This window comes from Citrobacter sp. Cpo148, assembly GCF_030332375.1.
GTDB classification, from domain to species: Bacteria; Pseudomonadota; Gammaproteobacteria; order Enterobacterales; family Enterobacteriaceae; genus Citrobacter; species Citrobacter portucalensis.
Map to the genome: position 1 here is coordinate 1 of NZ_JAOWHY010000044.1, position 12,760 is coordinate 12,760.

At 50.7% G+C, this 12,760-nt stretch carries 14 protein-coding genes and 1 pseudogene; 9 read left to right on the plus strand and 6 right to left on the minus strand.

The window, feature by feature from the left end:
* Positions 1-96 precede the first annotated feature (96 nt).
* Both mobB and mobA read right to left on the minus strand, forming a co-directional pair.
* The gene (mobB, locus tag OGY10_RS14110; protein WP_100271696.1) at positions 97-615 is read right to left on the minus strand and encodes a molybdopterin-guanine dinucleotide biosynthesis protein MobB; all 519 of its coding nucleotides are present in this window, start codon (positions 613-615) and stop codon (positions 97-99) included.
* Positions 597-1,181 (minus strand): molybdenum cofactor guanylyltransferase MobA, encoded by a 585-nt coding sequence (gene mobA, locus OGY10_RS14115; RefSeq protein ID WP_003028614.1) that lies wholly within the window; start codon positions 1,179-1,181, stop codon positions 597-599. The genes mobB and mobA overlap by 19 nt, the downstream gene beginning before the upstream one ends.
* Before the next feature lie 69 nt (positions 1,182-1,250).
* Between mobA and OGY10_RS14120 the strand changes: the two genes are divergently transcribed.
* The 3 genes from OGY10_RS14120 (at position 1,251) to dsbA (ending at position 3,223) form a co-directional block, all read left to right on the plus strand.
* Positions 1,251-1,520, plus strand: coding sequence for a YihD family protein (locus OGY10_RS14120; protein WP_003028616.1), 270 nt, complete (start codon positions 1,251-1,253; stop codon positions 1,518-1,520).
* Between the two features lie 76 nt (positions 1,521-1,596).
* Positions 1,597-2,583 carry a serine/threonine protein kinase gene (locus OGY10_RS14125; RefSeq protein WP_100271695.1) on the plus strand — a complete coding sequence of 329 codons (987 nt, stop codon included), beginning with the start codon at positions 1,597-1,599 and terminating at the stop codon, positions 2,581-2,583.
* Between the two features lie 16 nt (positions 2,584-2,599).
* On the plus strand, positions 2,600-3,223 hold the full coding sequence (dsbA, locus tag OGY10_RS14130) for a thiol:disulfide interchange protein DsbA (protein ID WP_003028621.1): 624 nt from the start codon (positions 2,600-2,602) through the stop codon (positions 3,221-3,223).
* 13 nt (positions 3,224-3,236) lie between these two features.
* Here the strand turns inward: dsbA and yihG are convergent, their stop codons facing one another.
* Entirely contained in the window at positions 3,237-4,100 is an 864-nt protein-coding gene (gene yihG, locus OGY10_RS14135; RefSeq protein ID WP_225624899.1) for a 1-acylglycerol-3-phosphate O-acyltransferase, YihG family, read from the minus strand.
* On the opposite strand from yihG, the gene OGY10_RS14140 reads away from it, so the two are divergent.
* The 3 genes from OGY10_RS14140 to spfP all read left to right on the plus strand — a co-directional run bounded on the left by OGY10_RS14140 (position 3,985) and on the right by spfP (position 7,536).
* Entirely contained in the window at positions 3,985-4,320 is a 336-nt protein-coding gene (locus OGY10_RS14140) for a hypothetical protein (RefSeq protein ID WP_224759913.1), read from the plus strand. The genes yihG and OGY10_RS14140 overlap by 116 nt on opposite strands.
* A 215-nt stretch (positions 4,321-4,535) precedes the next feature.
* Positions 4,536-7,322 carry a DNA polymerase I gene (gene polA / locus OGY10_RS14145; RefSeq protein ID WP_048237100.1) on the plus strand — a complete coding sequence of 929 codons (2,787 nt, stop codon included), beginning with the start codon at positions 4,536-4,538 and terminating at the stop codon, positions 7,320-7,322.
* A 166-nt stretch (positions 7,323-7,488) separates the two neighbouring features.
* Complete coding sequence (gene spfP, locus OGY10_RS23820; protein ID WP_071892919.1) at positions 7,489-7,536, plus strand: small protein SpfP; 48 nt, start codon at positions 7,489-7,491, stop codon at positions 7,534-7,536.
* 227 nt (positions 7,537-7,763) lie between these two features.
* On the opposite strand, the gene yihA is transcribed toward spfP, so the two are convergent.
* Positions 7,764-8,396: a ribosome biogenesis GTP-binding protein YihA/YsxC gene (gene yihA, locus OGY10_RS14150; RefSeq protein ID WP_071845249.1), complete on the minus strand. Its 633-nt coding sequence runs from the start codon at positions 8,394-8,396 to the stop codon at positions 7,764-7,766.
* 209 nt (positions 8,397-8,605) lie between these two features.
* On the opposite strand from yihA, the pseudogene OGY10_RS14155 reads away from it, so the two are divergent.
* The 3 genes and pseudogenes from OGY10_RS14155 (at position 8,606) to hemN (ending at position 11,038) form a co-directional block, all read left to right on the plus strand.
* Positions 8,606-8,791, plus strand: a pseudogene (locus tag OGY10_RS14155) (hypothetical protein).
* Between the two features lie 169 nt (positions 8,792-8,960).
* Positions 8,961-9,470, plus strand: coding sequence for a Der GTPase-activating protein YihI (yihI, locus tag OGY10_RS14160; protein WP_003028627.1), 510 nt, complete (start codon positions 8,961-8,963; stop codon positions 9,468-9,470).
* Positions 9,471-9,658: 188 nt separating this feature from the next.
* Positions 9,659-11,038: an oxygen-independent coproporphyrinogen III oxidase gene (hemN, locus tag OGY10_RS14165; protein ID WP_286576926.1), complete on the plus strand. Its 1,380-nt coding sequence runs from the start codon at positions 9,659-9,661 to the stop codon at positions 11,036-11,038.
* 87 nt (positions 11,039-11,125) lie between these two features.
* Here hemN and OGY10_RS14170 read toward each other — a convergent pair whose 3' ends face one another.
* Entirely contained in the window at positions 11,126-11,236 is a 111-nt protein-coding gene (locus OGY10_RS14170; protein ID WP_020996121.1) for a YshB family small membrane protein, read from the minus strand.
* 112 nt (positions 11,237-11,348) lie between these two features.
* Positions 11,349-12,758 carry a nitrogen regulation protein NR(I) gene (gene glnG / locus OGY10_RS14175; RefSeq protein WP_003825317.1) on the minus strand — a complete coding sequence of 470 codons (1,410 nt, stop codon included), beginning with the start codon at positions 12,756-12,758 and terminating at the stop codon, positions 11,349-11,351.
* Between the last annotated feature and the right edge of the window lie 2 nt (positions 12,759-12,760).

The following is a 12,760-nucleotide window of genomic DNA, read 5'->3' on the forward strand; positions in this document are numbered from 1 at the left end:
TGCGGCGTGCCGCCTTATCCGGCCTACAGGGGCCGGGCTGAACGTATTTTGTAGGCCTGATAAGCGCAGCGCATCAGGCACATCACAACACCACGGTTACCATCTTATCCATTGCGTAACAAAATCAGCAATTTGCTGTATGTCGTTAATATCTAACAATGGAACATCCACCGCCAGCGGAACATCACTGGCAACCGCGATAACATATTCGTCTATCGCCAATTCTTCAGGACTATGCCCGCAACCGTCGCGAAAAAGCACGATCTTAGCGACAGGTTCATGCTTAAACCCTTCAACCAGCACCAGGTCCAACGTTGCTGCATCCATCCGGCTTACCAGATACGCTAAATCCAGTTCGGGCTCTTCCGGTGTTTCTACCATTAATGCCCAACGTTGCTGGCTGGCGACCAGCGTTTGTGCTGCACCGGCTTTGCGCAGTTCATAGCTATCTTTACCGGGCTTGTCGACATCCATATTGTGATGAGTATGTTTAATCAATCCGGGACGTATACCTCTGGCACGTAATTCCGGGATCAACTTTTTGAGCAGCGTGGTTTTTCCCGTCCCGCTCCATGCCGCAATGGCGAGTAATGGGATCATGATTTTTCCTGCCATTTTGCAAGCTCTTCGGGGGTGTTCACGTTTACGAACGCATCTTTATGATCGCTGAAATCGACAGCATGACCGCCAGCCAGACGCATAAAGACCATAACGCGTCGTTCACCGGACTGAAGATAATCCTGCAGCAAAGGCTGCATAGAGCGGTGCATCAGCGCAATGGTTGGGTGATCTCTTTCCCCATCATGCACCCAAACAACGGGTGCAGCTTTACGTTGCTCTTTTAAACGAGCGACCAGATCGTGAGGAATATAGGGCATATCGCACGGGCAAAACAGAAACCACTCCCCCGTTTGCTGCAGGAATACCGATAGCATCCCGGCCAGTGGGCCAGGGAAATCGGCCAAGGAATCGGGAATAACTTTCAGGCCGCTTTGCTGGTATATATCCCGGTGGCGATTGGCATTAACCACCACGGTTTCGACCTGCAAAGCGAGAATGTCGGCCACATGCCGCCAAAGAGGTTTACCGTCCAGTTCAAGCAGACCTTTATCGGTTCCACCCATCCGTCTGGCCTTACCGCCAGCCAGCACAACCCCTGTTATTGCACTATCCAGAATCACTGATATCGCCTCTTTTAATGTGGGATTGACCCTGCTAACGTATCTGTATTGAGCCTAAGGAGCACAACCATGAAATGTAAACGTCTGAATGAAGTTATTGAACTCCTCCAGCCTGCCTGGCAGAAGGAACCCGATCTTAACCTGATGCAATTTTTGCAGAAACTGGCGCAAGAGTCAGGTTTTGACGGCGAACTGGCGGATTTAACTGATGACATTCTGATCTATCACCTGAAAATGCGAGACTCAGCGAAGGATGCTGTCATCCCAGGTATTCAGAAAGATTATGAAGAAGATTTTAAAACCGCACTACTCCGCGCTCGTGGCGTAATTAAAGAGTAAAAGCTTGTAATCGCCGCCACCGAAAGCGCTGCGAAATGATATCCTGAATCATTCGTAGTATTTTCCGGATGATGGGATGAACGACAACGCTTTTAATTTCCAGACGCTACACCCGGATACCATCATGGATGCACTGTTTGAGCAGGGGATCCGGGTGGATTCCGGGCTTACCCCGCTTAACAGCTATGAAAACCGTGTCTATCAATTCCAGGACGAAGACCGTCGACGCTTTGTCGTTAAGTTTTATCGCCCTGAACGTTGGTCTGTCGATCAGATCCAGGAAGAGCACCAGTTTGCTCTGGAACTGGTAAGCGATGAAGTCCCGGTAGCTGCGCCGTTGGTACTGAACGGCCAAACGCTGTTAAGTCACCAGGGTTTCCATTATGCGATCTTCCCCAGCGTCGGTGGGCGCCAGTTTGAGGCCGACAACATCGATCAGATGGAGGCGGTCGGGCGCTATCTCGGGCGTATGCACCAGACCGGATCCAAGTGTACTTTTGCCTTCCGACCGACGATTGGCCTTGAAGAATACCTGACTGAGCCGCGTAAAGTTTTTGAACACGCACAGCTTATCCCATCAGGGCAAAAAGCGGCTTTCCTGAAGGCAACGGATGCGCTTATCGCGGTGGTTACCGAACGCTGGCATACGCGTTTTACTGCGTTACGCCTGCACGGTGATTGTCATGCCGGTAATATTCTGTGGCGCGATGGCCCGATGTTTGTCGATTTAGATGATGCCCGCAATGGTCCGGCTATTCAGGATTTATGGATGCTCCTCAATGGTGATAAAGCTGAACAACGCATGCAGCTAGAAACCATTATCGAGGCTTATGAAGAGTTTAGTGAGTTCGACATCTCTGAAATCGGACTGATAGAACCTTTACGCGCTATGCGTTTAGTTTATTATCTTGCCTGGCTGATTCGACGTTGGGCTGACCCTGCGTTCCCAAAAAACTTCCCGTGGTTAACCGGGGAAGATTACTGGCATCGTCAGACCGCGACCTTTATTGAGCAGGCAAAAATTCTGCAAGAGCCCCCCTTACAATTAACGCCAATGTATTAATCGGAGAAACTTGAACATGAAAAAAATATGGCTGGCGCTGGCTGGTATGGTCTTAGCTTTTAGCGCATCTGCAGCGCAGTTCCAGGATGGTAAACAATACATCACCCTGGAGAAGCCTGTTGCGGGTGAACCGCAAGTGTTGGAGTTCTTCTCCTTCTACTGCCCGCACTGCTACCAGTTTGAAGAAGTGCTTCATGTGTCTGATAACGTGAAGAAAAAACTGCCGGAAGGCACCAAGATGACCAAATACCACGTCGAGTTTCTCGGGCCTTTGGGCAAAGATCTGACGCAGGCATGGGCGGTTGCAATGGCGCTGGGCGTTGAAGATCAGGTCACTGTTCCGCTGTTTGAAGGGGTTCAGAAAACCCAGACCGTTCAGTCTGTTGCTGATATCCGTAAAGTGTTTGTCGATGCGGGTATTAAAGGCGAAGACTATGATGCGGCATGGAACAGCTTCGTAGTGAAATCTCTCGTGGCACAGCAGGAAAAAGCAGCGGCTGATTTACAGCTGCAGGGCGTTCCGGCTATGTTCGTGAATGGCAAATATCAGGTCAACCCGCAGGGCATGGATACCAGCAGCATGGATATCTTTGTACAACAGTATGCGGATACCGTGAAATACCTGGTCGGTCAGAAGTAAAAGCAAAAGCCGGTCACTGACCGGCTTTTTTATTTGCGGCTTTAATCGCGTCGAGCTGCGCGTCTTTCTCACTCCACAGCGTATTCAACCACAGCTGAAAGCGGCGCTTGAATGCCTTATCGTTCACGTAATCACCGTGTAACTCTTCATGGATTGGCTCCAGATTCACCCGCACGACAATCCTCGTTAGCTTACCGCTCAGCATATCGTAGAACGGTCGGCTACTGTTTTCCGGATAGCACAACGTGACATCCAGCATTTTATCGAACTGTGACCCCAGCACATTTAATGCCATCGCAATACCGGCCGCCTTGGGTGGGAGCAGGTTTTGATAAGGAGAACGGGTTTGCTCACGCTTCTCATGAGTAAACCGCGAACCTTCGACAAAATTCACAATGGTTGTCGGGTGCGCACGAAATTTCTCGCAGGAACGACGCGTCGTTTCGACATCTTTACCACGGCGTTCCGGATGGCGAAGCAGATAGCCACGTGAATAGCGTTTCATAAACGGCATATCCAGAGCCCAGCAAGCCAGGCCAATAAAGGGCACCCAGGCCAACTGCTGCTTGAGGAAATATTTATTCATCGGGATGTGCTTACGTAACAGAACGCAAAGCACAACGATATCGGCCCAGCTGTAATGATTACAAATGAGCAGATACCAGTTTTTCTTGCTAAGACCTTCCAGTCCTTCAACATCCCACTTCAGCCGTGGATTAAGGTGCAGCAGTAGCGCCAGACCTTCACACCAGCAGTACATCATGAAATTACAGAAGACAGAAACCTTGCGCCAGACGACAGGAATGGGCAAAAGGAGTTTCACAACCCCGGCAAGGATGATCGGCACAGAACAAAAAATTGTGACCAATATGGTCAATACGATACTCAGCAACAGCGTTATCGCAGCGAGTATTCTCGTCATAATTAAATTATTCAAAAGGTTAGCCATAGACAGTGCGCGAAAGAGGCGCAAGGGGCTGATTTTATCAGAAAACGAACCAAATGATGGATCTTCCCTGAATAGAAAAAAAGAGAATATCTATCCACATCAGGATATAAGCTGTAAAAATGGAATAAAATGCTGCGCGCTAAATTAAGTTTATGAAAAATATGTATAAATACAATGAAGCACTAATTGCCTTGCTATATTTAAAGAACTGAAAATTATTTACTCACAAAGTTATCCACAGCCGTGTTTGCGAGCAAAGCAGAAGATCTGCAAAAGTTTTTCGACAAATGCGGCGAAAAACTCATGTTTTCATCCTGTCTGTGGCATCCTTTACCCATAATCTGATAAACAGGCACGGACATTATGGTTCAGATCCCAGAAAACCCACTTATCCTTGTAGATGGCTCATCTTACCTGTATCGCGCATACCACGCGTTCCCACCGCTGACTAACAGCGCAGGAGAACCTACGGGCGCGATGTACGGTGTCCTCAACATGCTGCGTAGCTTGATTCTGCAATATCAACCAACCCATGCAGCGGTGGTATTCGACGCCAAGGGTAAAACCTTCCGTGATGAATTATTCGAACATTATAAGTCTCACCGCCCACCGATGCCGGACGATCTGCGTGCGCAGATTGAACCTCTGCATGCGATGGTAAAGGCGATGGGGCTGCCACTGTTGGCTGTTTCTGGCGTGGAGGCGGACGATGTTATCGGTACGCTGGCGCGGGAAGCAGAGAAGATCGGTCGCCCGGTGCTGATTAGCACCGGTGATAAAGATATGGCTCAGTTGGTGACGCCGAATATCACCCTTATCAACACCATGACCAATACGATCCTCGGCCCGGATGAAGTGGTAAATAAGTACGGCGTCCCGCCGGAACTGATCATCGATTTCCTGGCGCTAATGGGTGACTCCTCAGATAACATTCCTGGCGTTCCAGGCGTAGGCGAAAAAACCGCTCAGGCACTGCTGCAGGGGCTGGGTGGGCTGGATACCCTCTATGCCGAATCAGACAAAATAGCGGGGCTGACCTTCCGTGGTGCGAAAACCATGGCGGGCAAACTTGAGCAGAACAAAGAGGTGGCGTACCTCTCTTATCAATTGGCTACCATCAAAACGGATGTTGAGCTGGAATTGACCTGTGAGCAGCTGGAAGTCCGTCAGCCCGCTGCAGAAGAACTGCTTGGCCTGTTTAAACAGTATGAATTTAAACGTTGGGTTACCGACGTTGAAGCGGGTAAATGGCTACAGGCGAAAGGGACGAAACCGGCGGCAAAACCGCAAGAAACTATTGTCGTCGATGAAACGCCTGAGGAGCCGGCCACGGTTCTTTCGTATGAAAACTATGTGACGATTCTGGACGAAGCGACGCTGGAAGAGTGGATCGCTAAGCTGAAAAAAGCACCTGTCTTTGCCTTCGATACTGAAACTGACAGCCTGGACAACATTTCCGCGAATCTGGTTGGCCTGTCTTTTGCCATTGAACCGGGTGTGGCGGCGTATGTTCCTGTTGCCCACGATTACCTGGATGCCCCTGACCAGATCGCGCGCGACCGTGCGCTGGAGCTGCTAAAGCCGCTGCTGGAAGATGAGAACGCGCACAAAGTCGGGCAAAACCTGAAGTACGATCGCGGCATCCTGGCGAACTATGGCATCGAGCTGCGCGGCATCACCTTTGACACCATGCTCGAATCCTACATTCTTAACAGCGTCGCTGGACGACACGATATGGACAGCCTGTCGGACCGCTGGCTGAAACATAAAACCATCACCTTTGAAGAGATCGCCGGAAAAGGCAAAAACCAGCTGACCTTTAACCAGATAGCACTGGAAGAGGCTGGCCGTTACGCTGCGGAAGACGCCGACGTTACGCTACAGCTGCATCTGAAAATGTGGCCAGAATTGCAGCAGCATAAAGGGCCGTTGAACGTCTTTGAAAATATCGATATGCCGCTGGTGCCGGTTTTGTCTCGCGTTGAGCGCAACGGTGTGAAAATCGATCCGGCTGTTCTGCACAAGCATTCAGAAGAGCTGACGCTGCGTTTGAATGAGCTGGAGCAAAAAGCGCACGAGATCGCCGGAGAAGCGTTTAACCTCTCTTCCACTAAGCAACTGCAAACTATCCTGTTTGAAAAGCAGGGTATTAAGCCGTTGAAGAAAACCCCTGGCGGCGCGCCATCAACGTCGGAAGAGGTACTGGAAGAGCTCGCGCTGGATTACCCATTGCCGAAAGTTATCCTGGAATATCGTGGTTTAGCAAAACTGAAGTCGACCTATACGGATAAGCTTCCGTTGATGATTAACAAGAAAACCGGGCGCGTGCACACCTCATACCATCAGGCGGTTACTGCCACCGGGCGCTTGTCTTCAACGGATCCAAACCTGCAAAACATCCCGGTACGTAATGATGAAGGTCGTCGTATTCGTCAGGCGTTCATTGCGCCAGAAGACTACCTGATTGTCTCTGCGGACTACTCACAGATTGAACTGCGTATCATGGCGCACCTTTCACGTGATAAAGGTCTGCTTACCGCGTTTGCCGAAGGGAAAGACATTCACCGCGCAACGGCGGCAGAAGTCTTTGGTTTACCGCTTGATTCTGTGACCAGCGAGCAACGCCGCAGCGCTAAAGCCATTAACTTCGGTTTGATCTACGGGATGAGCGCCTTTGGTTTGGCGCGCCAGTTGAATATTCCGCGCAAAGAAGCACAGAAGTACATGGATCTCTACTTTGAACGCTACCCTGGTGTGTTGGAATACATGGAACGCACCCGAGCGCAGGCGAAGGAGCAAGGCTATGTAGAAACGCTGGAAGGTCGCCGTCTCTATTTACCGGATATTAAATCCAGTAATGGTGCTCGTCGCGCTGGTGCTGAACGTGCGGCCATTAACGCCCCGATGCAGGGAACTGCTGCAGACATTATCAAACGAGCCATGATTGCCGTGGATGGATGGCTGCAAACCGAGCAACCGCGCGTGCGCATGATCATGCAGGTACACGATGAACTGGTGTTTGAAGTGCACAAAGATGATCTGGAAAGCGTCTCCAAAAAGATCCACCAACTGATGGAAAACGAGACTCAGATTGACGTGCCGTTGCTGGTGGAAGTCGGGAGTGGTGAAAACTGGGATCAGGCGCACTAAGGGTTTACTTAATAACGCTCCTTTTTCGTAACTAAGCAACATAAGAGAGAGCTTTTTGTGATGTCCATTAGAATTCCCTATGTAAGGAATGAAAAAAAATTACAAAAAGTGCTTTCTGAGCTGCTCAAAAAAGAGTAAAGTTATTCTCGTAGGGTACAGAGGTAAGATGTTCTATCTTTCAGACCTTTTACTTCACGTAATCGGATTTGGCTGAATATTTTAGCCGCCCCAGTCAGTAATGACTGGGGCGTTTTTTATTTTGCTCGTCATACTTCAAGCTGCATACGCGTTGGCTTCCTCGCTCACCCCAGTCACTTACTTATGTAAGCTCCTGGGATTTGCTGCGTCGCCGCCTTTATGCAACTCGAATTATTTAGAGCAAAAATAAAGATCTGTAGGCCGGATAAGACGCGCAGCGGCGTCATCCGGCATATCGGTGAGTTATTCCTCTTCCTGCACCTCTTCAACCGGTGCCAGTTCACTAAACCAGCTATCCAGTTTTTGCCGCAGTTTGTCCACACCCAGTTTTTTCAGCGATGAAAATGCTTCTACCTGCACATCACCATTAAATGCCAGTACGGCTTCACGTACCATATTCAGCTGCGCTTTGCGTGCACCGCTGGCCAGCTTATCTGCTTTAGTCAGCAGTACCAGAACCTGAACGTTGCTCTCAACTGCCCACAGGATCATCTGTTGATCGAGATCTTTTAACGGGTGACGAATATCCATCAGCACTACCAGACCTTGCAGGCTCTGACGTTTTTCCAGATATTCAGCCAGCGCGCGTTGCCATTTACGCTTCATTTCTTCTGGAACTTCGGCATAACCGTATCCTGGCAAATCGACCAGGCGTTTGCCGTCAACGACTTCAAACAGGTTGATGAGCTGAGTACGACCCGGCGTTTTAGATGTACGCGCCAGACCTTTTTGATTCGTCAGGGTATTTAGCGCACTGGATTTGCCTGCGTTGGAACGGCCAGCAAAAGCCACTTCGATACCGGTATCGGAAGGTAAGTGGCGAATATCAGGCGCACTCATCACAAAGTGCGTCTGTTGATAATTCAAGTTAGTCAAAGCAGTCCTCTCCATCAATCAGGGCTTTGCAGCGATTATACCTGAACCCCAGCAAAAGGCTGGTTTTTCGACGAGTGGGCTGTGTAAGTAAAAACCTCGCGCTTTGTGAGACATTGCCGACAGTTTCTATACGAGATGACAGAGTAAAAAATGACAGAACTAAAATAAATCATATGGTTACATTTGGGCGCTATTCTTAAAATCAGAAATTGTTACCCAGGTTACTTGTACGTTTAAACCAAAACGGTAAAGTAGCGTCCATAGCGAGGAAGCTGAAAGGATAGACGACTCAGGATGAGGGTCAGGAGCGCCAGGAGGCGAAGACACAGGATTGTCAGGAAGACAAACGTCCGGAGACGTTAGTAAAAGGAAATGGAAACAACACGGAATGTTAGAGGCTAAGGGAAAAACAGGGTGTGTTGATAGCCAACAGGGATTGTAGAGCCCGTAAGGGTTGAGAGTCAGGAAAAAAGGCGACAGATTACTCTGTCGCCTTTTTTCTTTATTTCTGCTAGATTCCGGCGCAATTATATACTGAATAAAAACAGCCAAAGACGAATCATGATGAAACCAACTTCTACACCACGCGGTAAAGGTCCTGCAAAAGCGCGTCGTAAAACACGCGAAGAAATTAACCAGGAAGCTCGCGACCGTAAGCGCCAGAAAAAACACCGTGGTCATGCGGCAGGCAGCCGTGCGTCCGGTAGCGAAGGCGCATCTGGTGGCGGAAACCAAAATAAGCAAAAAGATCCTCGTATTGGCAGCAAAACCCCCATTCCATTGGGCGTGACCGAAAAAGTCACCAAACAGCACAAACCGAAGAGTGAGAAACCTATGCTTTCACCACAGGCTGAGTTGGATTTACTGGAAACGGATGAGCGCCTGGATGCGCTGCTGGAGCGTCTTGAAGCAGGAGAAACCCTGAGCGCGGAAGATCAGTCCTGGGTTGATGCCAAGCTGGACCGCATAGATGAGCTGATGCAAAAGCTGGGTCTTTCCTACGATGACGAGGAAGAAGAGGAAGAAGAAGAAAAGCAGGAAGACATGATGCGCCTGCTGAAAGGCGGCAACTAACGGTTTTACACCGTGGGTCTTCCCGTCCTGCTTATAACCCTTCCGGTTATATGTTATCTGGTGTGGTTATTCGTTAAACTACAGAGGTTGTCGCGGCGACAGAAGTGGCTGCGCAACCGACTTATCACCCGTACTGGGGTTAAGTCGGTACGCCGTACCCGCCAGAGACGCCATCGGAAGGAGTGAGCATGTCAGAGCAGTTAATAGACTGGGACCTGGCCCTGATCCAGAAATATAACTATTCCGGGCCACGATATACCTCGTACCCGACCGCGCTGGAGTTTTCTGAAGACTACGGCACTGAGGCATTTCTAAAGGCCGTGGCGCGTTATCCTGAGCGTCCTCTCTCGCTGTACGTTCACATCCCATTCTGCCACAAGCTGTGTTATTTCTGCGGCTGTAACAAGGTCGTGACTCGCCAGCAGCATAAAGCCGACCAATACCTCGATGTCTTAGAACAAGAAATTATTCATCGCGCACCGCTGTTCGCCGGACGCCATGTCAGTCAGTTGCACTGGGGCGGTGGCACGCCAACGTATCTGAATAAAGCGCAAATCAGCCGTTTGATGTCGCTGCTGCGTAGCAACTTTAACTTTAACTTTAACGACGACGCCGAAATTTCGATCGAAGTGGATCCGCGAGAAATTGAGTTGGATGTGCTCGATCATTTACGCGCTGAAGGTTTTAACCGCCTGAGCATGGGGGTGCAGGACTTCAATAAAGAAGTTCAGCGCCTGGTGAACCGTGAGCAGGATGAGGAATTCATCTTTGCGCTGCTGAATCATGCGCGTGAGATCGGTTTTACTTCAACGAATATCGATCTGATTTATGGTTTGCCAAAACAGACGCCAGAAAGTTTCGCCTTCACCCTGAAACGCGTTGCTGAGCTGAATCCAGACCGACTGAGTGTCTTTAACTACGCGCACCTGCCGACGCTGTTTGCCGCTCAGCGCAAAATTAAAGATGCCGACCTGCCCAGCGCGCAGCAGAAGCTGGATATCCTGCAGGAAACCATCTCTTCACTGACCGAAACTGGCTATCAGTTTATTGGCATGGATCACTTTGCCCGCCCGGATGACGAACTGGCCATTGCTCAACGTAAGGGTGTGCTGCATCGTAATTTCCAGGGTTATACCACCCAGGGTGATACCGATCTGCTGGGAATGGGCGTGTCAGCCATTAGTATGATTGGTGACAACTACGCGCAGAACCAGAAAGAGCTGAAGCGCTATTATCAGCAGGTAGACGAGCAGGGGGACGCGCTGTGGCGCGGAATTGCCCTGACCCGTGACGACTGCATTCGTCGGGATGTTATCAAGCTCCTGATCTGCAACTTCCGCCTCGACTATGCCGCTGTGGAACAGCAATGGGATCTGAACTTCGCTGACTATTTTGCCGAAGACCTGAAACTGCTGGCACCGCTGGCGAAGGATGGGCTGGTGGATGTCGATGAGAAGGGGATTCAGGTCACGCCGAAGGGCCGTCTGCTGATCCGTAATATTTGCATGTGCTTCGATGCGTATCTGCGCCAGAAAGCGCGGATGCAGCAATTCTCGCGGGTGATTTAACGCTTTTCCGGGTGGCGCTTCGCTTATCGTGCCTACGAAAATCTCAATACGTAGGTCGGGTAAGCGAAGCGCTACCCGGCGAACCCGCTAGCTGAACAGTCCAACCAGCGCTGCGCACAATACTGCGGCGACCGCAGTTTGTGGCGTATGGCTTTCGACTGCACCGCTCGACAGCAGATTAATGATTGATTCCAGCATGATGACTTCCCCCCGTTAGTCGGGCACGATCATACTTAACTCATCGGAACAGTAAAGCGCAAAATAGCAGCTATTTGCGCTCAATTATTAATCTTTACACAGTGACGATATATCACTCCATTCCGAGTTCTTTTAGCTTACGCGTCAAGGTATTACGACCCCAACCGAGCAAGCGTGCCGCTTCCTGTTTATGCCCCTGGGTATGACGTAGCGCGGTAGTCAACAGCGTGCGCTCCATCTCTGGTTGGGCCTCAGAAAGCAAGTTTTGATGACCGGAGCGTAATGCCCGATCCGCCCACTGTGCCAATAGCGTTGCCCAACTATCCGGCTGCATATGGGACGGTGCATCTGGCACAGAGGTTTCAAACAGCTCGGTTGGTAAGTCCTGAATCAGTACTTCCTGCCCGGCGGCCATTACGGTTAACCAGCGGCAGGTATTCTCAAGCTGACGCACGTTACCTGGCCAGGCCAGACGGGTGAGCGCAGCCTCGGTTTCCGGGTGTAATTGTTTGGCTTCCACCCCCAGTTCGCGGGCGGCCTCCTGCAGGAAATGACGCGCCAGGCGGGGGATATCTTCCCGACGTTCGCGCAGTGGCGGCAGATGTACCCGAATGACGTTCAGGCGATGGAATAAGTCCTCACGGAATTTGCCTTCCTGCACGCGCAGTTCAAGATTCTGGTGCGTGGCGGCGATAATGCGTACATCTACCTTTACGGGCGCGTAACCGCCAACGCGGTAAAACTGTCCGTCGGCTAATACGCGCAATAAACGCGTTTGCACGTCCAGCGGCATATCGCCAATTTCATCGAGGAACAGCGTACCGCCGTCTGCCTGTTCAAAGCGCCCCTGACGAATGGTATTCGCCCCGGTAAACGCGCCTTTCTCGTGGCCAAACAGCTCAGATTCGATCAAATCTTTCGGGATTGCCGCCATGTTCAGCGCGATAAACGGCGCTTTGACGCGCGGGCTATGACGGTGCAACGCATGGGCGACCAGCTCTTTACCGGTTCCTGACTCCCCATTAATCAATACGCTGATTGAAGACCGGGACAGGCGACCAATAATGCGAAAGACGTCCTGCATTGCTGGCGCTTCGCCGATGATATCGGTTGTGGGGCCGTTAATCTGAACATTGCGCGGCTGCTGCTGTTCCTGATAATGACTGATGGCGCGCTCGACCAGCGCCACCGCTTCATCAATATCAAAAGGTTTGGGCAGATAATCAAACGCTCCTTGCTGATAGGCGCTGACGGCGGCATCCAGATCGGAGTGCGCGGTCATTATGATGACCGGAAGCATCGGATGCCGCTGTTTAATCTGTTTTAACAGCGTCAGGCCGTCCATACCCGGCATGCGGATATCCGACAACAGCACGTCCGGCGTTTTGCTGGCCAGCGCATCCAGTACCTCTTTACCACTTTCAAATGTGGTACAGCTTAGCCCTGCCCCTGCGAGCGCACGTTCAAGCACCCAACGGATGGAACTATCGTCATCAACGACCCAGACTATTCCTCGTTGCATAA